The organism is Phenylobacterium sp. VNQ135 (assembly GCF_049445735.1).
Lineage (GTDB): Bacteria > Pseudomonadota > Alphaproteobacteria > Caulobacterales > Caulobacteraceae > Phenylobacterium.
On record NZ_JBMSDS010000004.1, the window covers coordinates 447,319 to 472,700 of the forward strand.

At 69.8% G+C, this 25,382-nt stretch carries 26 protein-coding genes and 1 tRNA gene; 17 read left to right on the top strand and 10 right to left on the bottom strand.

The features are described from left to right. Window positions 1-36 precede the first annotated feature (36 nt). Entirely contained in the window at window positions 37-1,509 is a 1,473-nt protein-coding gene (locus ACO2Q0_RS16895) for a GmrSD restriction endonuclease domain-containing protein (RefSeq protein WP_423352688.1), read from the top strand. A 40-nt stretch (window positions 1,510-1,549) separates the two neighbouring features. Here ACO2Q0_RS16895 and ACO2Q0_RS16900 read toward each other — a convergent pair whose 3' ends face one another. Continuing rightward, window positions 1,550-3,907: a membrane-bound PQQ-dependent dehydrogenase, glucose/quinate/shikimate family gene (locus ACO2Q0_RS16900; RefSeq protein WP_423352689.1), complete on the bottom strand. Its 2,358-nt coding sequence runs from the start codon at window positions 3,905-3,907 to the stop codon at window positions 1,550-1,552. 113 nt (window positions 3,908-4,020) lie between these two features. Between ACO2Q0_RS16900 and ACO2Q0_RS16905 the strand changes: the two genes are divergently transcribed. Continuing rightward, a complete protein-coding gene (locus ACO2Q0_RS16905; protein WP_423352690.1) occupies window positions 4,021-5,202 on the top strand; it encodes a DUF3089 domain-containing protein in 1,182 nt (393 codons plus the stop codon). 118 nt (window positions 5,203-5,320) lie between these two features. On the opposite strand, the gene ACO2Q0_RS16910 is transcribed toward ACO2Q0_RS16905, so the two are convergent. Further along, window positions 5,321-5,497, bottom strand: a complete 177-nt coding sequence (locus tag ACO2Q0_RS16910) for a DUF1328 family protein (RefSeq protein WP_423352691.1) — start codon at window positions 5,495-5,497, stop codon at window positions 5,321-5,323. Window positions 5,498-5,622: 125 nt separating this feature from the next. Here ACO2Q0_RS16910 and cobT point away from each other — a divergent pair, with 125 nt between their 5' ends. Together cobT and ACO2Q0_RS16920 are read left to right on the top strand one after the other, a co-directional pair. Continuing rightward, entirely contained in the window at window positions 5,623-7,575 is a 1,953-nt protein-coding gene (gene cobT, locus ACO2Q0_RS16915) for a cobaltochelatase subunit CobT (RefSeq protein ID WP_423352692.1), read from the top strand. Beyond that, window positions 7,572-8,558 (top strand): esterase-like activity of phytase family protein, encoded by a 987-nt coding sequence (locus ACO2Q0_RS16920; RefSeq protein ID WP_423352693.1) that lies wholly within the window; start codon window positions 7,572-7,574, stop codon window positions 8,556-8,558. Before cobT ends, ACO2Q0_RS16920 begins: the two co-directional genes overlap by 4 nt. 52 nt (window positions 8,559-8,610) lie before the next feature. On the opposite strand, the gene rpmB is transcribed toward ACO2Q0_RS16920, so the two are convergent. The 4 genes from rpmB to ACO2Q0_RS16940 all read right to left on the bottom strand — a co-directional run bounded on the left by rpmB (window position 8,611) and on the right by ACO2Q0_RS16940 (window position 11,173). Beyond that, window positions 8,611-8,907 carry a 50S ribosomal protein L28 gene (gene rpmB, locus ACO2Q0_RS16925; RefSeq protein WP_423352694.1) on the bottom strand — a complete coding sequence of 99 codons (297 nt, stop codon included), beginning with the start codon at window positions 8,905-8,907 and terminating at the stop codon, window positions 8,611-8,613. A gap of 265 nt (window positions 8,908-9,172) precedes the next feature. Next, on the bottom strand, window positions 9,173-10,075 hold the full coding sequence (locus ACO2Q0_RS16930; RefSeq protein ID WP_423352695.1) for a M56 family metallopeptidase: 903 nt from the start codon (window positions 10,073-10,075) through the stop codon (window positions 9,173-9,175). Next, window positions 10,065-10,436 (bottom strand): BlaI/MecI/CopY family transcriptional regulator, encoded by a 372-nt coding sequence (locus tag ACO2Q0_RS16935; protein WP_423352696.1) that lies wholly within the window; start codon window positions 10,434-10,436, stop codon window positions 10,065-10,067. The genes ACO2Q0_RS16930 and ACO2Q0_RS16935 overlap by 11 nt, the downstream gene beginning before the upstream one ends. A 44-nt stretch (window positions 10,437-10,480) precedes the next feature. Next, the gene (locus tag ACO2Q0_RS16940) at window positions 10,481-11,173 is read right to left on the bottom strand and encodes a M23 family metallopeptidase (protein WP_423352697.1); all 693 of its coding nucleotides are present in this window, start codon (window positions 11,171-11,173) and stop codon (window positions 10,481-10,483) included. Window positions 11,174-11,443: 270 nt separating this feature from the next. On the opposite strand from ACO2Q0_RS16940, the gene ACO2Q0_RS16945 reads away from it, so the two are divergent. From ACO2Q0_RS16945 to mtnN, 5 genes are read left to right on the top strand one after another with little or no spacing between them, the layout of a single operon-like run. Next, window positions 11,444-12,082 carry a TetR/AcrR family transcriptional regulator gene (locus ACO2Q0_RS16945; protein WP_423352698.1) on the top strand — a complete coding sequence of 213 codons (639 nt, stop codon included), beginning with the start codon at window positions 11,444-11,446 and terminating at the stop codon, window positions 12,080-12,082. Next, complete coding sequence (locus ACO2Q0_RS16950) at window positions 12,079-13,056, top strand: HlyD family secretion protein (protein WP_423352699.1); 978 nt, start codon at window positions 12,079-12,081, stop codon at window positions 13,054-13,056. Before ACO2Q0_RS16945 ends, ACO2Q0_RS16950 begins: the two co-directional genes overlap by 4 nt. After that, the gene (locus tag ACO2Q0_RS16955; RefSeq protein WP_423352700.1) at window positions 13,053-13,970 is read left to right on the top strand and encodes an ABC transporter ATP-binding protein; all 918 of its coding nucleotides are present in this window, start codon (window positions 13,053-13,055) and stop codon (window positions 13,968-13,970) included. Before ACO2Q0_RS16950 ends, ACO2Q0_RS16955 begins: the two co-directional genes overlap by 4 nt. Further along, the gene (locus ACO2Q0_RS16960) at window positions 13,967-15,100 is read left to right on the top strand and encodes an ABC transporter permease (protein ID WP_423352701.1); all 1,134 of its coding nucleotides are present in this window, start codon (window positions 13,967-13,969) and stop codon (window positions 15,098-15,100) included. The genes ACO2Q0_RS16955 and ACO2Q0_RS16960 overlap by 4 nt, the downstream gene beginning before the upstream one ends. Window positions 15,101-15,129: 29 nt before the next feature. Further along, entirely contained in the window at window positions 15,130-15,843 is a 714-nt protein-coding gene (mtnN, locus tag ACO2Q0_RS16965; RefSeq protein ID WP_423352702.1) for a 5'-methylthioadenosine/S-adenosylhomocysteine nucleosidase, read from the top strand. A 111-nt stretch (window positions 15,844-15,954) separates the two neighbouring features. Here the strand turns inward: mtnN and ACO2Q0_RS16970 are convergent, their stop codons facing one another. Further along, window positions 15,955-17,787: a DUF885 domain-containing protein gene (locus ACO2Q0_RS16970; protein WP_423352703.1), complete on the bottom strand. Its 1,833-nt coding sequence runs from the start codon at window positions 17,785-17,787 to the stop codon at window positions 15,955-15,957. A gap of 223 nt (window positions 17,788-18,010) precedes the next feature. On the opposite strand from ACO2Q0_RS16970, the gene ACO2Q0_RS16975 reads away from it, so the two are divergent. From ACO2Q0_RS16975 to ACO2Q0_RS17005, 7 genes are all read left to right on the top strand, one after another. Beyond that, the gene (locus ACO2Q0_RS16975; RefSeq protein ID WP_423352704.1) at window positions 18,011-20,569 is read left to right on the top strand and encodes a helicase-related protein; all 2,559 of its coding nucleotides are present in this window, start codon (window positions 18,011-18,013) and stop codon (window positions 20,567-20,569) included. Continuing rightward, window positions 20,566-20,847 (top strand): RNA-binding S4 domain-containing protein, encoded by a 282-nt coding sequence (locus ACO2Q0_RS16980; RefSeq protein ID WP_423352705.1) that lies wholly within the window; start codon window positions 20,566-20,568, stop codon window positions 20,845-20,847. Before ACO2Q0_RS16975 ends, ACO2Q0_RS16980 begins: the two co-directional genes overlap by 4 nt. Before the next feature lie 214 nt (window positions 20,848-21,061). Then, window positions 21,062-21,403 carry a ferredoxin FdxA gene (fdxA, locus tag ACO2Q0_RS16985; RefSeq protein WP_423352706.1) on the top strand — a complete coding sequence of 114 codons (342 nt, stop codon included), beginning with the start codon at window positions 21,062-21,064 and terminating at the stop codon, window positions 21,401-21,403. 299 nt (window positions 21,404-21,702) lie between these two features. Further along, window positions 21,703-22,218, top strand: coding sequence for a CarD family transcriptional regulator (locus ACO2Q0_RS16990; RefSeq protein ID WP_423352707.1), 516 nt, complete (start codon window positions 21,703-21,705; stop codon window positions 22,216-22,218). 108 nt (window positions 22,219-22,326) lie between these two features. Next, entirely contained in the window at window positions 22,327-22,476 is a 150-nt protein-coding gene (locus ACO2Q0_RS16995; protein WP_423352708.1) for a hypothetical protein, read from the top strand. A gap of 50 nt (window positions 22,477-22,526) precedes the next feature. Next, a tRNA-Arg gene (locus tag ACO2Q0_RS17000) sits at window positions 22,527-22,603 on the top strand. 38 nt (window positions 22,604-22,641) lie between these two features. Continuing rightward, a complete protein-coding gene (locus tag ACO2Q0_RS17005) occupies window positions 22,642-22,815 on the top strand; it encodes a hypothetical protein (protein ID WP_423352709.1) in 174 nt (57 codons plus the stop codon). Window positions 22,816-22,836: 21 nt separating this feature from the next. Here the strand turns inward: ACO2Q0_RS17005 and ACO2Q0_RS17010 are convergent, their stop codons facing one another. Together ACO2Q0_RS17010 and ACO2Q0_RS17015 are read right to left on the bottom strand one after the other, a co-directional pair. Continuing rightward, window positions 22,837-23,082 (bottom strand): hypothetical protein, encoded by a 246-nt coding sequence (locus ACO2Q0_RS17010; RefSeq protein WP_423352710.1) that lies wholly within the window; start codon window positions 23,080-23,082, stop codon window positions 22,837-22,839. A gap of 100 nt (window positions 23,083-23,182) precedes the next feature. Next, on the bottom strand, window positions 23,183-24,172 hold the full coding sequence (locus tag ACO2Q0_RS17015) for a hypothetical protein (RefSeq protein WP_423352711.1): 990 nt from the start codon (window positions 24,170-24,172) through the stop codon (window positions 23,183-23,185). Between the two features lie 155 nt (window positions 24,173-24,327). Here ACO2Q0_RS17015 and ACO2Q0_RS17020 point away from each other — a divergent pair, with 155 nt between their 5' ends. Continuing rightward, a complete protein-coding gene (locus ACO2Q0_RS17020) occupies window positions 24,328-24,741 on the top strand; it encodes a helix-turn-helix domain-containing protein (RefSeq protein WP_423352712.1) in 414 nt (137 codons plus the stop codon). 7 nt (window positions 24,742-24,748) lie between these two features. Here the strand turns inward: ACO2Q0_RS17020 and ACO2Q0_RS17025 are convergent, their stop codons facing one another. Then, window positions 24,749-25,345 carry a TlpA family protein disulfide reductase gene (locus ACO2Q0_RS17025; protein ID WP_423352713.1) on the bottom strand — a complete coding sequence of 199 codons (597 nt, stop codon included), beginning with the start codon at window positions 25,343-25,345 and terminating at the stop codon, window positions 24,749-24,751. Window positions 25,346-25,382: the final 37 nt, after the last annotated feature.

Below are 25,382 nucleotides of genomic sequence, written 5' to 3' on the forward strand. Positions count from 1 at the left end.
TCCTTGATCGCTATCGTTGTTCCCACAGGGGGACACATGGTCGACGAGCAGGATGTGGAGGCGGACACCGACCTCCAAAATGATGAGTCCATCGCGGACGAGCCCGAGGAAGAGAGCCCGCTCTTCGATGAGAGCACTCCCCCCCGCGATCGAAAGCTTCAGACAAATCCGTTCGACTTCATTGTAAGTTCGATAAATTCGCAGATCGAGGACGGCTCGATTGTTCTACAAGACGAATTTCAACGTCGTCGCGTATGGAACGATGTGAAGGCGAGCCGTCTCATTGAATCTCTGATTCTGAATGTCCCGATCCCGGTTTGCTATTTTGCCGAGATCGAAGACGGTGCCTATGCCGTTGTGGACGGACAACAACGCCTCACCTCCATTTATCGTTACTTGGACAATCAGTTTTCGCTCCGCGGCCTTAAGGTTCGGCCAGATCTAAACCGAAAGCGTTTTCACCAGCTTCCCCCGGCCGACCAGAGGCTCATTAGAGCCAGAACGATCCGATGCATCGTAATCCTAAAAGAATCGCATCCGGACATCAGATTTGATGTCTTCGAACGCCTCAATACAGCGACCGTGAGCCTCAATAGACAAGAACTTAGAAACTCTACCTATCGCGGCAACCTCAATAAGTTAATCGTTGAGCTCTGCAAAAACGAAACCTTCTTGAGGATACGGAACGCAGAAACGCCCGATAAGCGAATGAGAGACGCCGAACTTATACTTCGTTTCTTGGCATTCCATTTCGGAGGATCGGAATTTCGCAGCGGATTCACAAGGCATCTAGATAAATACCTAGACTCGGGGCGAAAATTCGATGAGGCAACAATAGCCTCCCACAGAGAAGCGTTTGATGAAACCATTCTCAAAGCGTATTCAGTTTTTGCGGACGATGCATTCAGGCGGGTGGATGCTGATGGCACTCCGGAGAACCAGATCAATAGTGCCGTTTTTGACGCCATCATGCTGACTTTCGCGCGTCTCGATCGAGCGGTACTCGTAACCGACATCATCGAGGCTGTAGACGCGGGCGCTCAAACGCCAGCATCGATTCCCGAAGCCATCCGCGTCCGACAGGTACTTGGAGACGCAGCGCGCTGGACTAACGCCGATCAGGCCCGTCGATGGCAGATGATGCGGCAGTGTGCGGCGTCGCCACTCTTCGCTGATGACACAGCTCACACGCCTGGTGTCCTCGACGCGGGGCTTCACACCGAGGGTTTCGCAAACCCAGGCACAGGAGCGATCAAAGACTTATTCAAGACTGTAGGACTGATCGACTGTTGGTCGGCCTTTCACGAGATTGAACCGCAGCATGCTTTCAAGAATGAGATTGATGCCATCGTAGCTCGCCGGAATCAGATCGCTCATGGCGACATGAACGCCGCGGTTACTGACATCGATGTGATTACCTACTCGAACAACTTCCGTCGTACGGCTGCAGTGTTTGAGCAGCTGGCGCAGCGGCACGTCGCGCAACACGTGCCGGACTTTGCCTGGTAGTCCGAGCCCTCCACCCTGAAGCCGGGGCTAGTGCCGCCCCCTAAGGCAGCGCATAGGCGATCACGTAATCGCCCTTCTGCTTCGTCAGGCGCGCGCCGCCGGCCGAGACCACCACGTACTGCTTGCCCGTCTTCGGCGAGACATAGGTCATCGGCGTGCCGCCGACGCCGACCGGCAGCTTGGCCTGCCACAGAAGCTTGCCCGTGCCGTTGTCGTAGGCCCGCAGGTACGGGTCCGTGGTGGCGGCATGGAAGGTGACGCCGCCGGCCGTGGTCACGGGACCGCCCAGGCCGAACGTCCCCACCGGGATCTTCAGACCCGAGGCGAGGCCCAGCGGGCCGCTGGTCTCGGCCGTGCCGGCCGGGACCTGCCAGACGATCTTGCGGGTGGTCAGGTCGATGGCGGTCAGGGTGCCGCTGGGCGGCTGCAGGCAGGGCGTGAAGAGCGCGCCCAGCATCCAGCCGTTCTTGGCCTCGTAAGGGATCGCGCCGCGGCTCTGCGGCGGGCGGTCTGTCATCCGGGCGGTGGAGACCTTCTCTTCCTTCGAGGGGACGAGCTGCACCGTCTGGGGCATCCGCATCTCGGGCACGATCAGGAGACCGCGGCGGGCGTCGAAGGCGCCCGAGCCCCAGTTCTGGCCGCCGCCGTTGCCCGGATACTGGATCGAGGGCCGGTCGACGCCGGGCGGGGTGAAGTCGCCGTCGTAGCGCGCCTTCTTGAAGCTGATCCGGCACAGCATCTGGTCGATGGGGGTGGAGCCCCACATCATCTTCTCGCTGAGCTTCGTGAGGCCCACCGTCGGCATGTCCACGGAATAGGGCTGGGTCGGCGTCACCCACTCGCCCGGCGCCGGGTTCTGCGGCGTGGGCTTCTCCACGACCCGATGAATCGGCTGGCCGGTGGCGCGGTCCAGCACGAACACCTGGCCGCGCTTGGTGAGCTGGATCAGCGCCGGCTTCGTCCCGCCGCCGGCGACCGGCACGTCGGCCAGCATCGGCTGGGACGGCACATCATAGTCCCAGACGTCGTGGTGGACGGTCTGGAAGCGCCAGCGCTCGCGGCCGGTGGCGATGTCGAGGGCCACGACGGAGGAATTGTAGCGGTCGGAGGCCTCGGAGCGGTGCGAGGCCCAGTAGTCGGGCGTGGCGTTGCCGGTCGGGAGATAGACCAGCCCAAGGGCCTCGTCGAAGGCCGGCGTCGACCAGACGTTGGGCGTGCCGCGGGTGTAGCTCTGGCCCTCGGGCGGCAGCTTGGTGATCGCAGGATTGCCCAGGTCCCAGGCCCAGACCAGTTCGCCGGTGACGGCGTCGAAGGCGCGGACCACGCCCGCCGGCTCCTGGAGCTCCTGGTTGTCGGTCACCCAGCCGCCGATGATGATCCGGTCACCGGCCACGGTGGGCGTCGAGGTCTGGAAGTAGAAGTTGCCGCTGACCTCGCCCATGCCGGCCTTCAGGTCGACGACGCCGCCCTGGCCGAAGGCGGGGCAGCGGGCGCCGGTCGCGGCGTCATAGGCGATCAGCCGCGCGTCGATGGTGGACGAGATGATCCGCCGGTCGCAGAGCGCGGCTGGCTGGCCGGGCGTTAGCGCCCGCGCCGCGGCGGTCTCGTAGTAGCCGACGCCCCGGCAGCGGTTCCAGAAGTGCGACTTGGCCTGCGGGTCCGCCCGCCAGCGCTGGGCGCCCGTGTCGGCGTCGACGGCGATCACCACATTCGTCGGCGTGCACAGATAGACGGTGTCGCCGACCTGCATCGGCGTGTTCTGGTCCTCCGAGCCCTTCATCGGCTTGGCGCCGGTGCGCACGGTCCAGGCGACCTTCAGGTCCTTCACATTGCCGGCGTTGATCTGATCGAAGGGCGCGTAGCGCTGACCGCCGGGATCGCGGCCGTAGTAGCGCCAGTCGGCGCCGCTCGCGGCGGGCAGCGGCTGGGGCAGCGGCGCCTTGGCGGCCGTGGCCTGGCCCTGGCTGAACGCGCCCGGGATCGCCGCGCCCAGCACGGCGAGGGTCGCGACGGATGTCAGGAGCACCGCCAGCAGCGCGCGGCCGCGGCCGGCGCCCTTCGGGACCGCCAGCAGGGTCAGGGCGACGATCAGGCCCAGCACCGCCGGCGCGAACAGGCGAGGCAGCAGCGGCCAGAACTGGAAGCCAGCCTCCCACAGCGCCCAGGCCAGGGTTGCGACGAGCAGCGCCGCATAGAGGAGGCCCGCCTGCGGCCGGCGCAGCACCAGCAACGCCGCGGTCGTCACCAGCGCCAGGCCGGCCAGCAGGTAGTAGGGCGAGCCGCCCAGGCTCACGAGCTGGACGCCGCCCGCAAGGATGGCGAGCCCCACGAGGCCCACGAAGCCGCCGCCCACGGCGGCGCCGATCAGGCCGCCAAGGCCCTTGCGCTTTTCCGACATGTTCCCCCCGGTCTTCTTCTTGGATGCGCGCGCCGCTGGACGGCGAAGCCTCCTCGCGCAATCATCGTACGCATTCTTCGAAAAGCAAATTCGATCTGGGGAGGATTTTCATAGTGATCAGGACGCTCGCGAGCGGCATTGCGCTCGGCATGGGGCTCATGCTCGCCGTCGGTACGGCGAGCGCGGAAACGGCGGCGCCCACGCGCACCGACTACGCCGACAAGGCCAACTGGCTGTGCTTCCCCGGCAAGGCGGGCGACGCCTGCGCCGTCGACCTCACCACCACGGTGATCAACTCCGACGGCACGAGCCGGGTGGAGAGCTTCAAGGCCGACCCGAAGGCGCCGGTGGACTGCTTCTACGTCTATCCCACCGTCTCGACGGACCCCGGCGTGCTGTCGGACCTGAAGGCCGACCCGGCCGAACTCAACGTGGTGAAGCAGCAGCTCGCCCGCTTCGGCTCGAAGTGCCGGATCTACGCGCCGATGTACCGCCAGTTCACCCTGGCTGGGCTGCGCGCCATGATGACCGGCCAGCCGCTGCCCGGCTCGACCGATCCCGCCACCCGGCAGACCGGCTATCAGGACGTGGTCGACGCCTGGAACTACTACCTGACGCACGAGAACAAGGGCCGCGGCGTGGTGCTGATCGGCCACTCCCAGGGCTCGGGCGTGCTGCAGCGGCTGATCCCCGCCGAGGTCGAAGGCAAGCCGGTCCAGAAGCAGCTCGTCTCGGCCCTGATCCTGGGCTCGAACCTGGGCGTCGAGACCGGCAAGGACACAGGCGCCTTCAAGACCATCCCGCTCTGCAAGTCTGCGACCCAGACGGGCTGCGCGATCAGCTACGTCACCTTCCGCGAGACCAGCCCGCCGCCGGCCAACAGCCGGTTCGGCAAGGTCCAGACCCCGGGCATGCAGGCCGCCTGCACGAACCCGGCCGCCTTGGGCGGCGGCAAGGGCGAGCTGAAGGCCTACCTTTCGAACGACGCGAACATCGCCAGTTCCTCCGGCCCCACGCCCACCTGGGTGAAGGGCAAGCCTAATCCGAAGACCCCGTTCGTCGCCCTGCCCGGCTTCTTCACCGGCGAGTGCGTCTCGAAGGACGGCTTCACCTACCTGTCGGCGCACCTCAACGCCGATCCGGCCGACCCACGGACCGACGACGTCAACGGCGACGTCGGCACGGGCGACCTGATCCTGAAGGACTGGGGCCTGCACCTGATCGACGCCAACATCGCCATGGGCAACCTGGTGGACATCGTCGGCCAGCAGTCGAAGGCCTATCTGGCGAAGTGAGCGCGTCGCGACTCATCCCGGACGGCGCAGCCGATCCGGGATCCAATCCATAAATGACGAAAACGCCCGCCTCCGGTGACGGAGGCGGGCGCTCTTTCTTCCGCGGATGCCGCGGTCGCTAGCGTGTCATCTTCCGGCCGGCCATGACGCCGAGCACCAGGAAGATCAGGAAGCCGACCACGAACAGGAAGAACAGGAACTTCGCGATGCCGGCCGCGGCGCCGGCGATGCCGCCGAAGCCGAGCACGGCCGCCACGATGGCGACCACCGCGAAGATCAGAGCCCAGCGAAGCATGGCTCTCTCTCCTCAGGACTAAGGGCCATCAGGCGGCCCGCCGCTCAGAACACGGCTTGGCCTTGGATGTTCCCGCCACTTCCTTGTTTCCCGCCGGGTCAGGCCTGATCTAAGACGGACCCGAGATGGCGAAGAACCCGGAAAGCCCCCTGGAGCCGTTCAAGCGCGCGCTGGCCCACGCCGCCCGCTCGCTGGCCGAAAGGCCCGACCTGGAGATCGTCTATTCCGGCGAGGGCCCGCAGCTTCAGGGCAACCGGGCCGTCCTGCCGCATCCGCCGCGCGACCTGAACCCGGCCGAGGCCGCCCGCATCCGCGGCCTCGCCGACCAGATGGCGCTGCGCATCGCCCACCACGACGCCGCCACCCACGCCCGCTCGCGGCCGCAGTCGGCCCTGGGCCAGCCCATGTACGACGGCCTGGAGCAGGCCCGCATCGAGGCCATCGGCTCCAACGCCATGGGCGGAGTGCGCGAGAACCTGACGGCGGTCATGGAGCAGGCCTGGTCGCGGCGGCTGTTCAACCAGGTGGAGGCGCTGGCCAACCCGCCGATGGCCGAGGTCGTGGCCCTGATGGCCCGCGAGCGGCTGACAGGCCAGCCGCCGCCGCCCAGCGCCAAGCCCCTCGTCGACATGTTCCGGGCCGAGGTGGAGGAGAAGGCCGGCGCCGACCTCGACCGGCTGGCGGCCGCCCTCGACGATCAGCAGGCCTTCGCCAGGATCGCCCGCACCATCATCCGCGACCTGAAGATGGGCGACGACCTCTCCGACATGCCGGAGCAGGAGGATAACGAGGACCAGGGCGAGGACGAGGGCGAGCCCGACGCCTCCGACAGCGACGACGAGGGCGACGGCGAGAGCCAGAGCCCGCAGCAGTCGGCCATGGACGAGGACCAGTCCCAGAGCCGCGAGGCCGAGGACGCCGACAGCCAGATGATGGAGGCCCAGGAGGACCCCGACGCCCAGGACGCCGAAGAGCCTCCCGAGATGGGCGAAGGCGACCAGCCCGCGCGGCCCGACCCCTCCGGCGACAACCGCGCGATCACCTACAAGGTCTTCACCACCGAGCACGACGAGATCGTCGCCGCCGAGGAGCTCTGCGACGGCGAGGAGCTGTCGCGCCTGCGCGCCTATCTCGACCAGCAGCTCGCCTCGGTGTCGAACGTGGTCTCGCGCCTGGCCAACCGGCTGCAGCGCAAGCTGCTGGCGCAGCAGAACCGCTCCTGGACCTTCGACCTGGAGGAAGGCGTCCTCGACGTCGCCCGCCTCACGCGCGTGATCATCGACCCCACGGCGCCGCTCTCCTTCAAGGAGGAGGAGGACACCGAGTTCCGGGACACGGTGGTCACCATCCTGATCGACAACTCGGGTTCGATGCGGGGCCGGCCGATCATGGTGGCCGCGGTGTGCGCCGACATCCTGGCGCGCACGCTGGAGCGCTGCGGGGTGAAGACGGAGATCCTGGGCTTCACGACCCGCGCCTGGAAGGGCGGCAGCTCGCGCGAGGACTGGCTGAAGGCCGGCAAGCCGCCGCAGCCCGGCCGCCTGAACGACCTGCGCCACATCATCTACAAGGCGGCCGACGCGCCGTGGCGCCGCGCGCGGCGCAACCTCGGCCTGATGATGCGCGAGGGGCTGCTGAAGGAGAACATCGACGGCGAGGCCCTGATGTGGGCGCACCAGCGCCTGATCGGGCGGCCCGAGGCGCGGCGCATCCTGGTGGTCATCTCGGACGGCGCGCCGGTGGACGACTCCACGCTGTCGGTGAACTCGGGCCACTACCTCGAGCGGCACCTGCGCGAGGTGATCACAGAGATCGAGACCAAGAGCCCGGTGCAGCTCATCGCCATCGGCATCGGCCACGACGTGACCCGCTACTACCGCCGCGCCGTCACCATCGTCGACGTCGAGCAACTGGCCGGCGCCATGGTCGAGCAGCTCGCCGAGCTGTTCGAGGAAGAGCCCCGGGCTATGAACCGCAAGACGGCGGGCCTGCTCCAGCCGCCGCCGACGACCCAGGGTCCCCAGGCCGGCGGGCCGCGCCGCTCCAGTTTCAAGGAAGTCCGGAGGGCGACCGCTTGAGGCGTCTCGCGGGTCTCGCGGCGGCCCTGCTCCTGGCGAGCTGCGTCGACGGACCGCCCGCCCGCCTGCCGCCCGCGCCGGTCGCCTATGGCACGGCCATCGTGGTCGACGGCCAGCCCGTGCCGCTCGACCCGACCGATCCCGCGCGCACCCGCATCGGGAACTTCACCTATGCCGGCGGCCTGGCGCTGACCTCGCAGCAGACCTCGCGCCTGGGCGGCCTCTCCGACCTGAAGGTGACGCCGGACGGACGGCTCACGGCGCTGGGCGACCAGTCCGACCTGCTGGAGGCGCAGATCGTGCTCGACGGCCAAGGCCGGTTGAGCGGGCTCTCGCAGGCCCGGATCACGGCGCTAAAGGAGGTCACGGGCGCCGACCTCTACGCCGGCGGGCAGGAAGAATACGATTCGGAAGGCGTCGTGCGCCTGGCCGACGGAACGCTGATCGCCACCTTCGAACAGCACGACCGCGTCCTGGCCTTCCCGGCCGATGGCGGCCTGCCGCGCGCCGCACCGGCGCCACAGACCGCCTACAAGCACAACAAGGGCATGGAAGCCGCCATGGCCGCGCCCGAGGCCGGCCCGGACGCCTATCGCGTCGGCCTGGAGAACACCGGCCAGCTCTTCCTGTGCCGGCTTTCGACGCGATGCGTCCCCGACGGACAGGTGGACCTGGAAGGCTCCGAACTGGTGGGAATGGACGCTCTGCCCGGCGGCGGCCGCGCCTATCTCTTCCGCAGCTACTCGCCGCTGATCGGCAACGTCATCCGCCTGCGCCTGACCGACCGCGGCGGCCGCACGATCGATGTGCTGGAGATCCGCCGGCCGCTCACCGTCGACAACATCGAGGGCGTGGCGGCCGTGGCCCAGGCCGCGGGACGCGTGCGCTTCTATCTCGTCTCGGACGACAACTTCGGCAGCTTCGAGGGCCACAAGACCGATCAACGGACCCTGCTGCTGGCCTTCGACTGGACCCGGAAATGAAAAGGCCGCCCCGAGGGGCGGCCTTTCCGGAACGACAGCTCGTGTCGGGCTCTTAGGCCGCCGGTTGCTCGGCGAGCTTGGCCTTGATCTGGCGCTTGATCTTCAGGGCGCGGGGCGAGAGCACCTCGTCGCGGGCCTTCAGCAGCACGGCGTCCAGGCCGCCCTTGTTGTCCACCGTGCGGAGCGCCGCATTGGTGATGCGCAGGGTCACGTTCTGGCCCAGGGCGTCCGACAGGACAGTCACCTTGGTCAGGTTCGGCATGAACCGACGCTTGGTCTTGATGTTCGAGTGGCTCACGTTGTGGCCGACCATCGGACCAACACCCGTGATTTCGCAGCGGCGCGACATGGCGAAAGAACCTTCGCGGAAAAACTTCAGGACACGCGGGCGGCAGCCGTCCGCGCGGGGAGCGGGCGATATAGAGGAAGGCGCCCTTCGGCGTCAAGGCGAGGGGCGGCGAAAGCCGATCCGCCGCATCCGGCGAAGCTCCTGCCTTGTGGCCCAGCCTGGCCGAGACCACCAGATCTCGTAGGGAACGAAAGCCGAATCGCGACGAGTCGGTGATTCGGACACGCTTCGTTTCGCCGGCGTTCTCGCAAGTCCGCCTGGGGCGTCAGCGACTCGCCGCGGGCGGCTGGACGTCGATCAGCAGCACAGACATCGAGGGCTGGGTGTCGACAGGTTGGGCGCGCGGCGGCGGCTCGGGGACGGCGGGCTTGGCGGCCCAGGTGAGCGTGCTGGCGCACAGCGTGAAGGCTACGGCGGTCCAAAGCCCGGCCAGCTCGCGGCGGCGGCCGCCCTTCAGGGTCGCCAGGCGCAGCTCAAGCGGATGGACGCTTCCCCAGTGGCAGCCGAACGGCAGCGGCGCACGCGCGAGCTCGGTCTTCAGCAGCGCCTCGGCGTACACCCGCCGCGACCGCGGGAAGCGCCGCAGCACCGCGGCGTCGCAGGCCAGCTCCTGGTCCACGCGCATCAGCTTCGCGCCCAGGTGGACCAGCGGGTTGAACCAGAACACCACCTGCAGGGCCGCGGCCAGGGCGTTGGACTTGGGATCGCCGCGCAGGACGTGCTCGCGCTCATGCGCCCGGATCAGGCGCCGCTCGTCGTCGGAATAGGGATCGGCCGCCGGCATGATCACCCGGGGCGTCAGCACGCCGGACACGGCCGGCCCGGCGCGGCCCGTGCGGGCGTCGCGCTCGAACGCGGCCTGCGCCTTCCAGGCCACGGCCAGGGTGGCCGCGGCGCCCGCCAGCCAGACGGCCAGGGTCAGGCGGTGATCCCAGGCCTGCTCCACCAGCGGCCTCAAGGTCATCTGTTCAGCCCCAGGCCAGGGCGCGCCGAACGGCCAGGGGGCCAGGCTCAGCAGGGCCGCGCCCACCGGCGCCGCCCACAGCAGATAGGCTGCTTCCGGGCCGAACAGCCGCCGCGCCGGAGCGCGGAGCAGCATCACCAGCAGAAGGACGAGCGATCCCGCGACGTTCGCGCGGGCCAGGGCCTCGAGGAGGTCAATCGCCATCTTCCAGCTCCGCGATCAGGCGCTTCAGCCGAGCGACGTCGTCGGGCGTCAGCGCCCGGTGCTCGGCGAAGTGGGCCACCAGCGGGGCCACCTGTCCGGAGAAGAGGCGGTCCAGCAGCCCCTGGCTTTCGGAGGTCACATAGGCTTCCCGCGAAACCAGCGGACGGTAGCGCGTGCGGCCCTCGATCCGCTCGGACTTCAGGGCCTTCTTCTTGAGCAGCCGGTTGATCAGCGTCTTGACGGTGGCCTCGCCCCACTGCTGCGGCTCGCCGACCCCGCGCACCAGTTCGTCGGCCGTCATCGGCCCGTCCTGCCAAAGGGCGGACATGATCTGGCTCTCGGCGGGAGAGATACGAAGCATGACGGAGAGATTACGCCTGTAACCCCGCCTGTCAACGGACGCGATCAGTCGGCGGCGTAGGTGTCAGGCTTGGCGCGATATTCGGCCGTGATCACGTTGGTGGCGTCGATGCGCCGGCCGCGCTTGTCGACCAGTTCCAGGTGCACGTGGTTGGTCATGCCGCCCGGGTACTTGCGCTGCAGCGTATGAGCCTCGCCGATCGGCTGGCCGACATGGACCGTGTCGCCGACCTCGACGTCGGGGTCCACGTAGAAGGCGCGCGCCTCCAGATTCAGCGCCGGATTGGTGATCTCGACGAACTTCAGGTTTCCGTCGCCGGCGTAGGCGTAGCCGATCTTGGTCACATAGCCGGAGATCGGAGCGACCACGGCCTGGCCGGCGTCGGCGATGAAGTCCACGCCCTCGTGGCGGCGGACGCCGCCATCGCGGGAGGCGCCGAACTGGCCCGATCCGTAGGCGTCATGCTCGCGAGGCTCGTTGCCGGTTGGGTTGGCGAAGTCGGCCTGGCCGTCGCCGTCGACATCGGCGCCCTGCCACACCAGCTCCATCTGCACCGGCTGCACGATCGGCGCGCTCGCGCGTTCCATGGCGGTCATGATCGCGGCGCGCGGCCCCTCGGGCGTGCGCACCGGGGCCGCCGCCGCGGCCGTGGCCAACACTGCGGCGATCAGGGTGACGGCCTGCAGCGGCCGGTCGTTGGCCAGTTCGGAAAGGCGCGCGCGCCAGTCGTGCGTCATCGCGATGACCCCTTGTTTTCACCGATGCGCCGACCGCGCCCGGACTGCCGCCGGGCTTCGGGATCGGCTGTTGCTTCTTATGGGCGCCGCGTGATCACGGCGATTGTTTCCGATCGTTTCGCCCCCGACCTGGGCGGAAAATGGGCATCAAACCCGCATTTACGATGCGGCATCGGGCCGCCCCGGGCGCCAAGCCGTTCGTCGAACGCCGGCTTGCGGGGCGCGCCTGTTCAAGCTAGTGACTGACTGGTCAGTTATCAAGGAGCCGCGATGCTGCCTGGCGAGCCCAAGTTCCGCAGGCGCAAGGCTGACCGCCCGGGCGAGATCGTGCAGGCGGCCATGGCCGTGTTCGCCGAGAGGGGGTTCGCCGCCGCACGTCTGGATGAGATCGCCGCCCGGGCCGGCGTGTCGAAGGGCGCGCTCTACCTCTACTTCGAGACCAAGGAGGACCTGTTCCGCGCCGTCGTGGGCCAGGTCGTGGCCCCCAACCTCGCCCAGGTGAAGGCCATGGCCGCCGCCCACCCCGGGCCGTTTCCGGACCTCGTCCGCGGCCTCGCGCAGCATGTGACCCACTTGGTCCAGACCACCCCCGTGGGCGGCGTCGTGAAGATGGTGATCGGCGAGGCCCGGAATTTCCCCGAGCTCGCCCGGGTCTGGCACGACGACCTGGTTTCCCAGGCTCTTGGGGCGGTCGCCGGCGCCATCCAGGCCGCCCAGGCCCGCGGCGAGGTGAAGCCCGGCGATCCGAGAAGCTTCGCCCTGCAACTCATCTCGCCCCTGCTGGTGGGCGTGATCTGGCGCGAGACGTTCGTACCCGTGGGCGCGCCGCCGTTCGACCTCTCGGCCCTGATGCGCCAACACCTCGACACCTTGCTCAACGGCATGCTCGCGGAGGACGCGCGCCCATGACACGCCGCCGCATCCTGCCGCTCGTGCTCCTGGCGCTCGGAGCCGCCATCGTGGCGGGTCTGGTCCTGGCGCCCCGCTTCCGGCCCGCCCGCACGCTCTCGGGCTACATCGAGGGCGAGCCGCTGTACCTGGCCGCGCCGGTGGCCGGCACGGTCAGGGCCATGCATGTGGTACGCGGCCAGGCCGTGAAGGCCGGCCAGGCGCTGTTCGTCGTCGATCCGTCCCAGCTCCAGGCTCAGCGGGACCAGGCCGGCGCCGAGCAGGCGGCCGCCCAGGCCCAGGCCCAGGACGTCCGCAAGGGCCAGCGTCCGGTGGAGGTCGCCGTCTTCGAAGCCAATATCGCCGCCGCCGAGGCCCGAGCCCGCGACGCCCACGCCGACCTGCGCCGCGTCGAGCCCCTGGTCCGCCAGGGCTGGTATGCGCCCGCCCGGCTTGACGACGCCCGGTCCGCCGCCCAGGCCGCCGACGCCCAGGTCCGCGCCGCGCGGCGCCAGCGCGACGCCGCTCTGCTGGGCGCGCGGGAAGACCAGATCCGCGCCGCCGACGCCAGGGTCGCCCAGGCCGGCGCCGCGGTGGCCGGCGCCGAGGCCCGGCTCGACGATGTGGCGCCCCGCGCGCCGGAGGCCGCCCGGGTGGAGGACGTCTTCTTCCAGGCCGGCGAATGGGCCCCCGCCAACCAGCCGATCCTGTCCCTGCTGCCCGACGGCCGGATCAAGGTGCGCTTCTTCGTGCCCGAGCGCGAACTCGCCGCCTACCGCCTTGGCCGCACCGTCCGCTTCTCCTGCGACGGCTGCGCGAAAGGCCTGACCGCCCGGATCGAGTACGTGAGCCCGAGGCCCGAGTTCACGCCGCCGGTGATCTACAGCCGCGACGCCCGGGACCGCCTGGTCTACCTCGTCGAGGCTCGGCCGAACGTCCGGCTCAATCCCGGCCAACCGGTGGACGTCGAGCCGCTCGCGGGACCGCTCAAGTGACGCTCGCTATCGACGTCCGCGGCCTGAACAAGAGCTTCGGGTCCAAGCACGTCGTCCAGGACGTCGCCATCCAGGTGGAGGAAGGCCGCATCTGCGGCTTCCTGGGCCCCAACGGCTCGGGCAAGACCACGACGCTGCGCATGCTGTGCGGCCTGCTGACGCCGGACTCGGGCTCGGGCTCGGCCCTCGGCTACGACATCATCGCCCAGGCCGACGAGGTGAAGCGCCGCACCGGCTACATGACCCAGCGGTTCTCGCTCTACGAGGACCTGACCATCGCCGAGAACCTGGAGTTCACGGCCCGGGTCTATGGCCTGGACCGCCGGCGCGAGCGGGTGGACGCCGCGCTCGACCGCCTGGGCCTCGCCGCCCGCCGGAGCCAGCTCGCCGGCACGCTGTCGGGCGGCTGGAAGCAGCGGCTGGCGCTGGCCGCAGCCACCCTCCACGAGCCGCGCCTATTGCTGCTGGACGAGCCGACGGCCGGCGTCGATCCGAAGGCGCGCCGCACCTTCTGGGACGAGATCCACGCCCTGGCCGCCGAGGGCCTGACGGTGCTGGTCTCCACCCACTACATGGACGAGGCCGAGCGCTGTCATGAGATCGCCTACATCAGCTACGGCCGGCTGATCGCCCGCGGCACGGCGCAGGAGGTGGTGGCGGCCTCGGGCCTGATCACCTTCCACGGCGAAGGCCCGGGCGTCGACCGGCTGTCGGCCGAGCTCGCCGCAAAGCCCGGCGTGGAGACCGCCGCCCCGTTCGGGGCCGCCGTGCACGTCAGCGGCTCTGACCGCGCCGCTCTCGAAGCCGCCATCGCGCCGTGGCGCCGCGAACCCTATCGCTGGACCGAGGTCTCGCCGACGCTGGAGGACGTCTTCATCCAGCTCATGGGCCGATCGCAGGACAACTTCCAATGATGGGCCTGTCCTGGAGCCGCGTGGCCGCGGTGATGATCAAGGAGTTCAAGCAGCTCACCCGCGACCGCATCACCTACGCCATGATGCTGATGATCCCAGTCGTGCAGCTCACGCTCTTCGGCTACGCCATCAACACCGAGCCGCGCCACCTGCCGACCGCCGTCCTGGTGCAGGAGGACAGCCGCTATGCGCGCGCGATCACCGCCAGCCTGAAGAACTCGCGCTACTTCGACTTCGTCGCCCAGGCCCGCAGCCCGGCCGAACTGGACGCCATGATCCGCCGGGGCGACGTGCAGTTCGCCATCACCATTCCCGGCGACTTCAGCCGACGCGTGGCGCGGGGCGACCGGGCGCAGATCCTGGTGGAGGCCGACGCGACCGACCCATCCGCCACCGGCGGCGCCGTCGCGGCCCTGGCCGCCCTGCCCGACGCCGCGCTCGCCCACGACCTGAAGGGAGCGCTGGCCGGCCGCGGCCAGGACGCCCCGCCGTTCGAGGTGGTCGTCCACCGGCGCTACAATCCGGAAGCCGTCACCGCCTACAACATCGTGCCCGGTCTCTTGGGCATCATCCTGTCGCTGACGCTGGTGATGATGACCGCGCTGTCGGTCACCCGCGAGACCGAGCGCGGCACGATGGAGACCCTGCTGTCGACGCCGCTCGAGCCGCTGGAGGTGATGGCCGGCAAGCTCGCGCCCTATGTGCTGGTGGGCCTGATCCAGACGGCGCTGATCCTGATCCTCGCCAGGCTGCTGTTCCAGGTGCCGATGGCGGGCGGCTGGCTGGGCCTTTCGGCAGGCGTCACCCTCTTCATCGTGGGCTCGCTGGCGCTGGGTTTCCTGATCTCGACCCTCGCCCGCTCGCAGCTCCAGGCGATGCAGATGAGCTTCTTCTACATCCTGCCCTCGATCCTGCTGTCCGGCTTCATGTTCCCGTTCCGCGGCATGCCCGTCTGGGCCCAGGCGATTGGCGAGGTGATCCCGGTGACTCACTTCCTGCGCGTGGTCCGCGGCTCGCTGCTGAAGGGTCAGGCGCTCGGCGACCAGTGGCGCGAGCTCGCCGCGCTCACGGCCTTCGTCTGTGTCGTCACCGCGCTCGCCGTCGCCCGCTATCGCCGGACCTTGGACTAGATCCGGCGACTGGGCTTAGAAGGGCGCCGATGATCGGCATCCTCTGCGCCACCCCCGAAGAACTCGCCGCCCTGCGCGCGGTGCTCGACCTCGATGTTCCGGGCGAGACGCACGGGCCCTTCGAGGTCTGGGCCGGCCACGGCCTGGCGCTGGCCCGCTGCGGCCTCGGCAAGGTGAACGCCGCTTCCGCCGCCACCCTCCTGCTGGACCGCTTCGAGGCGACGACGCTCATCTTCTCCGGCGTCGCCGGCGGCCTGCACCCCGAGCTGCCGGTCGGATCGGTGCTGTTCGGCGAGCGGCTGGCGATCCACGACTACGGCATCGTCACGGCCGGGCGGTTCACCGCGACGCGGTCGGGCGTGATCCCGTTCGGGGCGCCGGCGGCGGCGCTGGAATCCGTCTCGCAGCAGGTGCGCGAGACGCTCGTCCGCCTGCGCGACGCGGTGGCGCCCACCCTCGGCCATCCGGTCCAGCTCGGCGGCATCACCACCGCCGACTACTTCCTGAACTGCGGCCAGACCCGCGACGAGCTCCGCGCCCAGCTGGGCGCCGACGCCATCGACATGGAAAGCGGCGCGGTCGCCCAGGTCGCCGAAGCCTGGGGCGCGCCGCTCTATGTGATCCGCACGCTGTCCGACCTGGCCGGCGAGGAGAGCCAGGTCACCTTCACCGAGATGGAGGCCATGGCGGCGAAGAACTCCGCCGCCTGCGTGAAACGGTTGCTGCAGATCATCCCGAATTAGCCGTCATCCCGGAAGCCGCGCCAGCGGCTATCCGGGACCCAGGGCCGCCGCACTGCAGAACCTCCTGGGTCCCGGCTCTCCGCTTCGCTGCGGCCGGGATGACGATGAAGATCAAGCCGCCTTCGCGCCGGCAATGTAGCGGTCGACCACCGTCTCCAGCACCGCCAGCGGCGTGCCGCCGGTGGTCACCACGGCGTCGTTGTAATCGCGCAGGTCGAACCTTGGCCCCAGCGCCGCCTTGGCCTTCTCGCGCAGGCGGACGATCTCGTTGTGGCCGACCTTGTAGGCGCAGGCCTGGCCGGGACTGGCGCAATAGCGGTCGACCTCGCTGGTCGCCGCGCCCACCGAGCGGCCGGTGGCGCCGGCCAGTTCCTGGATCGCCTTTTCCCGCGTCCAGCGTTTCTCCTGCAGGCCGGTGTCGACAACCAGCCGCGCGCAGCGGAAGCGGATCGCCTGCAGGTAGCCCAGCCGGCCGAAAGGATCGTCCTTGTAGAGCCCGGCCTCGTCGGCGAGCTGCTCGGCATAGAGCGCCCAGCCCTCCGCAAAGGCGCCGAAGCCCATCAAGGAGCTGATGGTGTGGATCTGGTCGTGCCGCTCGGCGAGGTAGGCCCCCTGCCAGGCGTGGCCCGGCAGCGCCTCATGCATGGTCAGGCTGGCGAGCGTGTAGCGCGGCCAGTTCGCGGTGTCCGACAGGTTCACGTAATAGATCGCCGGCCGCGAGCCATCGAGGGCGGCGAAGTTCATGTAGCCCAGCGCAGCCCCCGCCTCGATCTCCTTCGGCACCGGCCGCACCTCGACGGGCGCCTTCAGGTCCAGCTTCGACAGCTTCGGCAGCAGCGGACGGATCTCGTCCACCTTGCCCTGGATGTAGGCGACGACCTGCCGCTTGCCCTCGTCGGTGTTGGGATAGAGGAAGCGCGGGTCCTTGGTGAGCGCGCTCATCCGCTCGCCGACCGTGCCCTGCGTCAGGCCCTGGGCCTTCAGGATGCCGTCCATGATGGCGTCGATCTCGCGCCCCTGGCGCAGGCCGATCTCGTGGATTTCGGCCGGCGTCAGGTCGGTCGTCGTGTTGTACTTCAGCGCCCAGCGGTAGTAGTCGGCGCCGTCCTTGAACTTCCACACGCCGGCGTCGTTCGTCGACCGCGGCTGCAGCGCCTTCACGGCGGCGATCTGCCGGTCGATGGCCGGATAGACCTTCTGCGCGACCAGGGCCGTGGCCCGCCCCTGCCAGTCGCCGGCGATGCCCTTCGCCTTCGTCCGCTCCACCAGCGAGCCCACAAGACGGGTGGCGCCCGGCTCCGGCGCGCGGGCGTCCTGCAGCTGCTTCAGCGTGGTGGCGAGGATGAAGGTCGGCGGGATCACGCCCCGGCCCGCGGCGTCGTTCATCCGCGCGGTCTCGGCGTCGATGGCCGGGCCGAGCTGCTCGAGGCGCGCCAGATAGGCCTCGGCGTCATCGCCGGTGGCGATCAGGTGCTGCGAGTTCAGGAACTCGGGCGTGTTGGCCACCGAGCCGTCCTGCTGGCTGACCACGTAGGGGTTGCCAAAGTCCTGGCCGTACGCGAACCGGCCGCCCTCGGCCCCCACGTCCATCGCATAGAGCACGGTGTCGTAGAGGGTGAGGTCGCGGCCCTTGAGGCTGGCGCGCGGCACGCCGCGCAACCGCTGGCCCAGGCTCTTGTACAGCGCGATCTCGCGCCGCCGGCCCTCGGCCGACCGGTCGCTGAGCTGCCGCTTCAGGCCCGCGTACTTGCCCTTGTCCAGCCCGAGGCCCGTGGCGGTCTGCGGGCTTTCCCGCAGGATCTCGTCGACGAAGGCGTCCAGCAGGGCCGAGAGCCTCGGGTCGTCCACCGGCCCGGCGGCGGCGAGCGCCCTCAGCGGCGCGGCGGCGGAGACAAGGCCGGCGGCGGCGGCCGAGAGCAGGATCTGGCGGCGGGAGGCGTGCATGCGGAAATCCCCGAACTGATGCGTGGCCGCGACCCTAGCCCTCACGACGCCGTGCGCAATTGCTAAGGCGCGCAACCGAACAGCCTTTCGCGCGTCAGAAGCTCAGCAGGTATTGGCGTAAGGAGTTCAGAGCGTTGGCCGGCTCTCGGGGTCTCCCTGCACCTCGCGACGACGTCCGAAGGCCTCGCTTGCCCGACTCTTTCCCGCAACCCACCTTAAGGCCATGAGCGACCGTCCGTCGGGCGCAGCGCCGCCGCGGCTCGTCGCGGTGCTCGGCCCTACCAACACCGGCAAGACCCACCTCGCGGTCGAGCGGATGCTGGGCCACCACTCCGGCATGATCGGCCTGCCGCTTCGGCTGCTGGCGCGCGAGATCTACGACCGCATCGTCAAGCTGCGCGGCGCCCGCGCCGTGGCGCTGATCACCGGCGAGGAGAAGATCGTCCCGCCCCGGCCGCAGTATTTCGTCTGCACCGTCGAGGCCATGCCGCTGTCGGTCGAGGTCGAGTTCCTGGCGATCGACGAGATCCAGCTCTGCGCCGACCCCGAACGCGGCCATGTGTTCACCCACCGCCTGCTGCACGCCCGCGGCACGCGCGAGACCATGCTGCTGGGCGCCGGCACGATGGCGCCCCTGGTCCGCCGCCTGCTGCCGCACGCCGAGATCCAGACCCGGGACCGCTTCTCCACCCTCACCTACGCGGGCCCGAAGAAGCTCACCCGCCTCCCCCGCCGCTCGGCCGTCGTGGCCTTCAGCGCCGACCAGGTCTACGCCATCGCCGAACTGATCCGCCGCCAGCGCGGCGGCGCCGCGGTCGTGATGGGCTCGCTCAGTCCCCGGACGCGCAACGCCCAGGTCGCCCTCTACCAGTCGGGCGAAGTCGACTTCCTGGTGGCCACCGACGCCATCGGCATGGGCCTCAACATGGACGTCGACCACGTGGCCTTCGCCGGCCTGCGGAAGTTCGATGGGCGCCGCACGCGCTACCTCTATCCGCAGGAGGTCGGCCAGATCGCCGGCCGCGCGGGTCGCTACCAGAAGGACGGGACCTTCGGCGTCACCGGCGAGGCCGAGGACATGGACCCCGACCTCGTCGAGGCTGTCGAGAACCATCACTTCGAGCCGGTCGCCGGCGCCGAGTGGCGGAACTCCAAGCTCGACTTCGCCAACCTCGCCGCCCTGATGAAGTCGCTGGCCCAGACACCCGATCGCGAGGGCCTCAAGCTCGCCAAGGAGGCCCTGGACGAGACGACGCTGCGCCAGCTCGCCGACGATCCGGACGTCGTCCGCCGCGCCCGCGACAGGACCAACCTTCTGCGGCTGTGGGACGTCTGCCAGACGCCCGACTTCCGCAAGACCGCCACCGACGAGCACGTGCGGCTGGTGAAGGACTTCTTCTTCCAGCTCACCGGCGGCGGCCGCCGCATCGCCGAGGACTGGATCGCCCGCCAGTACGCCCACCTCGACCGGACCGACGGCGAGATCGACGGCCTGGCCCAGCGGCTGGCGGCCGTCCGCACCCTGGCCTACGTCGCCAACCGCCCCGACTGGCTGCACGACGCCGCCGGCTGGCAGGGGCGCACGCGCCAGCTCGAGGACCGCCTCTCCGACACCCTGCACGAGAAGCTGATGGCCCGGTTCGTCGACCGGCGGACCAGCGCGCTGATGCGGGCGCTGAACGTGCGCGAGGAGATGCTGGCCGGCGTCGCGGCCGACGGCGCGGTCACGGTGGAGGGTCACTATGTCGGCCGCCTGTCGGGCGTGCAGTTCGAGCCGGCCGAGGGCCAGTCGGTGCTGGAGACCAAGGCGCTGCGCGCCGCCGCCAACCATGCCGTCGCCCCTGAGATCGCCAAGCGGCTGGGCAGGCTCGCGGCCGACCCGGACACGGCCTTTGCGCTGACGCCCGACGGCGTCGTCCTTTGGCAGGGCGAGGCGGCCGGGGTGGTGACGGGCGGCGAGCCCTTCAGCCCGCGCGTCCGGCTGCTGGGCGAGCTCGGCCACGACGCCGCCCGCCAGCGCGCCCAGCGCCGCCTGGAGGCCTTCGTCGCCGCGGAGGCGGCCCGCAGGCTCGCGCCGTTGCGCAAGCTCGAGACCGCCGTCGCCGACGGCAAGGTGAAGGGTCTGGCCCGCGGCGTCGCCTATCGCCTGATCGAGGCCGGCGGCGTGCTGGACCGCGCCGAGGTGCGCGAGGAGACCCGCGCGCTCAGCCAGGTGGAACGCCGCGTGCTCCGCGGCCTCGGCGTCCGCATCGGCGCCTACTCGCTCTTCATGCCCGGGCTGCTGCGGCCCGAGGCCCGGACGCTCGCCCAGGCCATCGCCGCGCGTCAGACGCCGGACTGGAAGCCGGTCGCCGGCGCCGTCGTCGCCCTGCCGCCGGGCGTCTCCGCCCGGGCGCTCTCGGCGCGCGGCCTGCGCGCGGTCCGTGGCCTGGCCGTGCCGGTGGAGCAGCTCGAACGGCTGGACGACCTCATGCGCGCCGGCGTGAAGCAGGACGGCGGAATCGTGCTCTCGGATCAGGCCCGCGAGGCGCTGGGCTGGAGCGCGTCCGAGACCGAGGCCATCCTGCGCGGCCTGGGCTTCGCCCCCGCCAACCGCCCCAAGGCCGGAGAGCCGCTCGCCTGGCGTCGGCGGGGCGAAAGCCGGCCCAGCCAGCCCGTTAAGGCGGCCCCGGCCCACTCGCCCTTCGCCGCGTTGGCGGCCCTCAAGGACCAGCCGCCGCCCGCGCGCCGCCGCCGGCCGCGGCGCAGGAAGAAGGTCGAGGCGGCCAAGGTGGTCGCATGACCGACGAGTCCTGCCGCGCCGACGTCTGGCTCTGGCGTGCGCGTTTCTTCAAGACGCGTTCGCTGGCGGCGAAGTTCATCGACGAAGGGCGCGTGCGCCTCACGCGCCTCGGCCAGGAGAGCCGCCTCGACAAGCCGGCCCGGCCCGTGAAGCTCGGCGACCAGCTCGTCTTCGCCCTCGGCGGGCGGCTGATCGCGGTCCAGGTCGAGGCGTTCGGCGAACGCCGCGGCCCGGCGGAGGAGGCGCGGACGCTCTACTCGTCGTTAGAGGCCGGCTGACAGTCTGGGCGTGCAGCCGAAGACGACGCCCGTGACCGCCTCGCTCCGCGACGCCGCCGACGGCAAGCGCCCGCTTTCGCAGGTGTTCAGCTAAAGGCTGGGCCGGCTTCCAGAATTCCTCGGCCGCCGCAAGCGGCCAACGCATTGACAATGCGCCCTCAGGCTTAGAAAACCCGCGCGCCCGAAGGGGGGCAGCCCGGAGTATCTGCGCGCCATGACCTACATCGTGATGGATCCCTGCATCAAATGTAAGTTCATGGACTGCGTGGAGGTGTGCCCCGTCGACTGCTTCTACGAAGGCGAGAACTTCCTCGCCATCAATCCGGACGAATGCATCGACTGCGGCGTCTGCGAGCCCGAGTGCCCGGTCGACGCGATCAAGCCCGACACCGAGGACGACCCCGACGGCAAGTGGCTGAAGATCAACTCCGAATACTCGCGCATCTGGCCAAACATCACGGTCAAGGGCGAACCGCCCGCCGACAAGGAGCAGTACGAGCGCGAAACGGGCAAGTTCGAGAAGTACTTCTCCGAGAAGCCTGGCCGCGGCTCCTGATCCCTTACAGCCTGGGTTCCTGAGGCCCGCCGGCCCAAGCCTTTCATTCCGCTGAATTTTGTGATACTGTCATGGACGACATGGCGGTGAGGCTTGTCCCCTGCCCGTCACAACACGGAACAGTCCCGCGGCGGTTCGCCCCCGGCGGGACGAAGGGTGTCTTAAGAGGTCTACTTCCGCTCAGAGTGATGACGCCGCCGCGATGTCCTTCGCGGAGAGGGTGGCTTTGTCGCTTGGCGGTTGCTCGCGTCGGCGTTCCGGCTCGCGCCCGGACAGATGGTTTTGAGAGGATTTTCTCGATGAGCAAGAACGGTCACGATTTCTCGGTTGGCGATCACGTGGTCTACCCGGCCCATGGCGTGGGTCAGGTGCAGGGGATCGAAACCCAGGAAGTCGCCGGTCTGAAGCTTGAGGTCTATGTCATCACCTTCGATCACGAGAAGATGACGCTGCGCGTGCCGACGGCGAAGGCCAAGACGGCGGGCCTGCGCCCGCTGGCCGACACGGGCCTGGTCTCCAAGGCGCTGACGACCCTGAAGGGCCGCGCCCGGGTGAAGCGCACCATGTGGTCGCGCCGCGCCCAGGAGTACGAAGCCAAGATCAACTCGGGCGACCTGATCTCGATCGCCGAAGTGGTGCGCGACCTGCACCGCGCCGAGAACCAGCCCGAGCAGTCCTATTCCGAGCGCCAGCTCTATGAATCGGCGCTGGACCGCATGGCCCGCGAAGTCGCCGCCATCGAGCGGATCGACCGCGACGCGGCCATCGCCATGCTCAACAAGTCGCTGGTCAAGGCCACGGCCGCCGCGGCCTAAGCGCCTCGCGCCAGCACACGGATACGCCCGGCCTCACCGCCGGGCGTTTTCGTTTCCGGAACGGCCCCGCCGCGCGGGGGTTCTCCTCCCGGGAATCCGGAGGATGCGATGGCGAAGGTCGAAGGACGGCGCGAGGACGAGACCGCGGACCCGCGCAGCCAGCGGCGCGGCCCCGAGAAGCTCAGCCTGATCGTCGTTGTGGTATTGGCCGTGATCGGCGTGGTGGGGCTGCTCGTCCTGGCCGGCCAAGGGGGCTGAGCGGACGCTGGCGCCGCCGCGTCTCATGCCTTAAGACCCGGCCCGCGTGCGGCCCGGTAGCTCAGCCGGATAGAGCAGGGCTTTCCTAAAGCCAAGGTCGGGGGTTCGAATCCCTCCCGGGCCGCCACGCGGGAACGCTCGATCTGCCTGCGCGATTTCAACGCCATGACCGACGCTCAACCGCCCGCCGAGCCGCACGTGATCAACATCGAGAACCCGGCCGAGCTGGAAGAGCTTGCCGAGGCCCTGGGCGCGACCACCACCGAAATCGCCGAGGCCGTGCGCATGGGCTACAGCGACCGCGCCGCCCTCGAACGCTACTTCGCGACACCGGGCTGATCGTCCGGTCCGGTCGACGCCTCAGGCGTCGCAGGACCTCATGGCGTGGGCCACGTGGAAGCGGCCCGAATGGGACAGCACGATCCAGTCGCCGCAATGGGCGACCACCGGGCCGTCGGGCGTGCGCACCTGCACGGCCGCGGCCTCGGCCACGGCCTGGGCCTCGTCGCCGAGCCAGCTCCACAGCACGGCCCAGCTCCGCTGGTCGTGCGGCGGGGGCACGCGCAACGCCGCGCCGTGATCGAAGGGGGGATGTGAACGGATCACTCGGTTGGTCTCAAAAGCTGCTGCCCCGACGAAAGGGAGTCGGCGTTGCTTCGGTCACCAAGAGCTTAATCGGCGTGGTTAACGGCGCGCGTCCGGCGGTTCAGGTGGGCGGCGTCCGGGCGGCGGCCTCGGCCGCCTGGTTCAGTTCGCGGGTCCGCCGGGCATAGAGGTCGGCCAGCTCGCCGCGGCTGTCGGCGGCGTTGCGCTCCGCCCGCCACTGGGCCTGGCCGGCGTCCACGGCCAGCGGGTCGGCGCCGGCCGCCAGCGCCCGCTCGTAGGCGGCCTTCATCCGCCGCTCCTGCACCCGCAGGGCCGGGTTGGCGCACATCAGGCGCTCGGCCGGCGTCGACTTCATCCGGCAGGCCTGGCCGGCGGGCGCGGCCTTGCGCGGCGGGACTGTCCTGGCCGCGCGGACCGGCGCAGGCGTCGCCGCGACGGCGGTCCGGGCCGGCTCAGGCCGAGGGGCCGGGGCTCGCGCCATCTGGACCGGCGCCGGGGCCGCCGGCGTGGAGCCCGCGGCCGCCACGGAAGCGGCCGGGGCCGCAGTCTCGGCCTGGGCGGTCCTGATCCCGGCGGCGTCGCGCATCAAGCCGCGGACCTCGGACAGCCGCGCGTCGGGATCGGCGCCGGGAGCGGCCGTCTGCACCATCGTCATCCGCCGCGCCTGCGCCTTGCCCGCCGCCTCGGCGTCGGATGCGCCCACCGTGGCCGAGAACAGGTCGAAGGCCAGGCAGAAGTCGAGGATCCGCGCGTCGGCCCGGAGCGAAGCCTCGCAGCTCTCGTTGAAGCGGTTCAACCCATCGACGCCGCTGTTGGCGTAGACCAGCCGGAATTCCTCATAGGCGCGCCGCACCTGTTCGGCGTCGGCGGCCGGGGCGGCGGCGCGCACCGTCTGGGCGGGCGCAGGCGCCACGGCAGGATTGTCGAAATAGGTCTTGCTGGGGCTCGCCAGCCACCAGCCGACGCCGCCGGCCACGGCCGCCGCGGCGAGCACGCCCGCCGCCATCGGCCAGCGCGAACGGGGCGGCGGCGGAAGCTCGGCTTCCTGTCGCAGATCGTCCCACCAGACGTCGTTGGCGGCCCCAGGCATGAGGTGGGAACACCTGACCAAGGCTCAGGTTGCACCGTATTTTTGCGGAGGCGGGCGGGGCTTTTCAGACCGGCGACAAGAGCCTTTACTGAAACGCAGTTCACATAACGTGGTTCTCGAAGGTCGCACTCAGGCCGAGGGCCCAAGGAGGTAGTATGCCCGCAACGTCTGTGAAGGCGCCGGATCCCATGGACATCGCACTCGGCGCGGCCGTCAGGATCCGCCGCCGGACGATCGGCATGTCCCAGGAGGCGCTCGCCGACCAGTGCGGGGTGAGTTTCCAGCAGATCCAGAAGTACGAGAACGGCGCCAACCGCATCTCGTTCTCGCGGCTGGTGCTGATCGCCCGGGCGCTCCGCTGCCGGGTCACCGACCTGATGGACGTGTTCGATGGGCCGGACAAGGACACCGCCCGCGACCTCGACCTGCTCACCCGCATGCGCACGCCGGGCGCGCTCGAACTGCTCGCCGCCTACGAGCGCCTGCCGCCCGAAGCCCGTTCGTCCCTGGTCAGCCTCCTGCGCGCGCTGACGCCGGACGCGCGCGTCAAGGCCGTCGAGGCGGCCTGAACCCGGCTCAGTCCGCGGCCAGCGCCCTGTCGATCAGGGCGCGCGCCTCCGGGCCGGCCCAGTCCGCCTCGCCGGCCACGCGGCCGATCTCCCGGCCGTCCTTGCCATAGACGATCGTGGTGGGCGCCCCCGGGATCGGCGGCGTCGTCTTGAACGGCAGCTTCATCTCGCGGTCGTGGTAGAACTTCAGCGGGTCGTTGCTGGCGATGAACAGCTTGGCGGCCGCAGCCGCGCTTTCGGAATCGATGCTGACCGCCACCACCTCGACCGGCTCGCGCCGGTAGGCCGCCTGCAGCTTGGCCAGCGTCGGCATCTCGATCTTGCAGGGGGCGCACCAGGTCGCCCAGACGTTCATCACGACGACCTTCCCCTTGAAGTCTGCGATGCGCGTGGGCTTGCCCGCGTCGTTGTAGAACACATAGTCCGTGGGCGGCTGGCCCGCGGCCTCGGTGCTCCACTTGCTCATCAGGCCCGCGGCGGCCGGCGTCTCGGCCTTCGGACCTGTCGAAACGACCGGCGGCTCCGGCTTGGTGGAAGCCTGAGCGATGATGTAGAGAACCGCGGCGACGCCCAGCAGGGCTGCGCCCCAGAGGGCCCACCTCATCATGCCTCTGGGCTTCGTGGCCCCTGGACCTTCGCTC

Coding starts and splice junctions, on each gene's coding strand:
- ACO2Q0_RS16895 (WP_423352688.1), top strand. CDS start 37: ATGGTCGACGAGCAGGATGTGGAGGCGGACACCGACCTCCAAAATGAT.
- ACO2Q0_RS16900 (WP_423352689.1), bottom strand. CDS start 3,907: ATGTCGGAAAAGCGCAAGGGCCTTGGCGGCCTGATCGGCGCCGCCGTG.
- ACO2Q0_RS16910 (WP_423352691.1), bottom strand. CDS start 5,497: ATGCTTCGCTGGGCTCTGATCTTCGCGGTGGTCGCCATCGTGGCGGCC.
- cobT (WP_423352692.1), top strand. CDS start 5,623: ATGGCGAAGAACCCGGAAAGCCCCCTGGAGCCGTTCAAGCGCGCGCTG.
- rpmB (WP_423352694.1), bottom strand. CDS start 8,907: ATGTCGCGCCGCTGCGAAATCACGGGTGTTGGTCCGATGGTCGGCCAC.
- ACO2Q0_RS16930 (WP_423352695.1), bottom strand. CDS start 10,075: ATGGCGATTGACCTCCTCGAGGCCCTGGCCCGCGCGAACGTCGCGGGA.
- ACO2Q0_RS16935 (WP_423352696.1), bottom strand. CDS start 10,436: ATGCTTCGTATCTCTCCCGCCGAGAGCCAGATCATGTCCGCCCTTTGG.
- ACO2Q0_RS16940 (WP_423352697.1), bottom strand. CDS start 11,173: ATGACGCACGACTGGCGCGCGCGCCTTTCCGAACTGGCCAACGACCGG.
- ACO2Q0_RS16945 (WP_423352698.1), top strand. CDS start 11,444: ATGCTGCCTGGCGAGCCCAAGTTCCGCAGGCGCAAGGCTGACCGCCCG.
- ACO2Q0_RS16950 (WP_423352699.1), top strand. CDS start 12,079: ATGACACGCCGCCGCATCCTGCCGCTCGTGCTCCTGGCGCTCGGAGCC.
- ACO2Q0_RS16960 (WP_423352701.1), top strand. CDS start 13,967: ATGATGGGCCTGTCCTGGAGCCGCGTGGCCGCGGTGATGATCAAGGAG.
- mtnN (WP_423352702.1), top strand. CDS start 15,130: ATGATCGGCATCCTCTGCGCCACCCCCGAAGAACTCGCCGCCCTGCGC.
- ACO2Q0_RS16970 (WP_423352703.1), bottom strand. CDS start 17,787: ATGCACGCCTCCCGCCGCCAGATCCTGCTCTCGGCCGCCGCCGCCGGC.
- ACO2Q0_RS16975 (WP_423352704.1), top strand. CDS start 18,011: ATGAGCGACCGTCCGTCGGGCGCAGCGCCGCCGCGGCTCGTCGCGGTG.
- ACO2Q0_RS16980 (WP_423352705.1), top strand. CDS start 20,566: ATGACCGACGAGTCCTGCCGCGCCGACGTCTGGCTCTGGCGTGCGCGT.
- fdxA (WP_423352706.1), top strand. CDS start 21,062: ATGACCTACATCGTGATGGATCCCTGCATCAAATGTAAGTTCATGGAC.
- ACO2Q0_RS16990 (WP_423352707.1), top strand. CDS start 21,703: ATGAGCAAGAACGGTCACGATTTCTCGGTTGGCGATCACGTGGTCTAC.
- ACO2Q0_RS16995 (WP_423352708.1), top strand. CDS start 22,327: ATGGCGAAGGTCGAAGGACGGCGCGAGGACGAGACCGCGGACCCGCGC.
- ACO2Q0_RS17005 (WP_423352709.1), top strand. CDS start 22,642: ATGACCGACGCTCAACCGCCCGCCGAGCCGCACGTGATCAACATCGAG.
- ACO2Q0_RS17015 (WP_423352711.1), bottom strand. CDS start 24,172: ATGCCTGGGGCCGCCAACGACGTCTGGTGGGACGATCTGCGACAGGAA.
- ACO2Q0_RS17020 (WP_423352712.1), top strand. CDS start 24,328: ATGCCCGCAACGTCTGTGAAGGCGCCGGATCCCATGGACATCGCACTC.
- ACO2Q0_RS17025 (WP_423352713.1), bottom strand. CDS start 25,345: ATGAGGTGGGCCCTCTGGGGCGCAGCCCTGCTGGGCGTCGCCGCGGTT.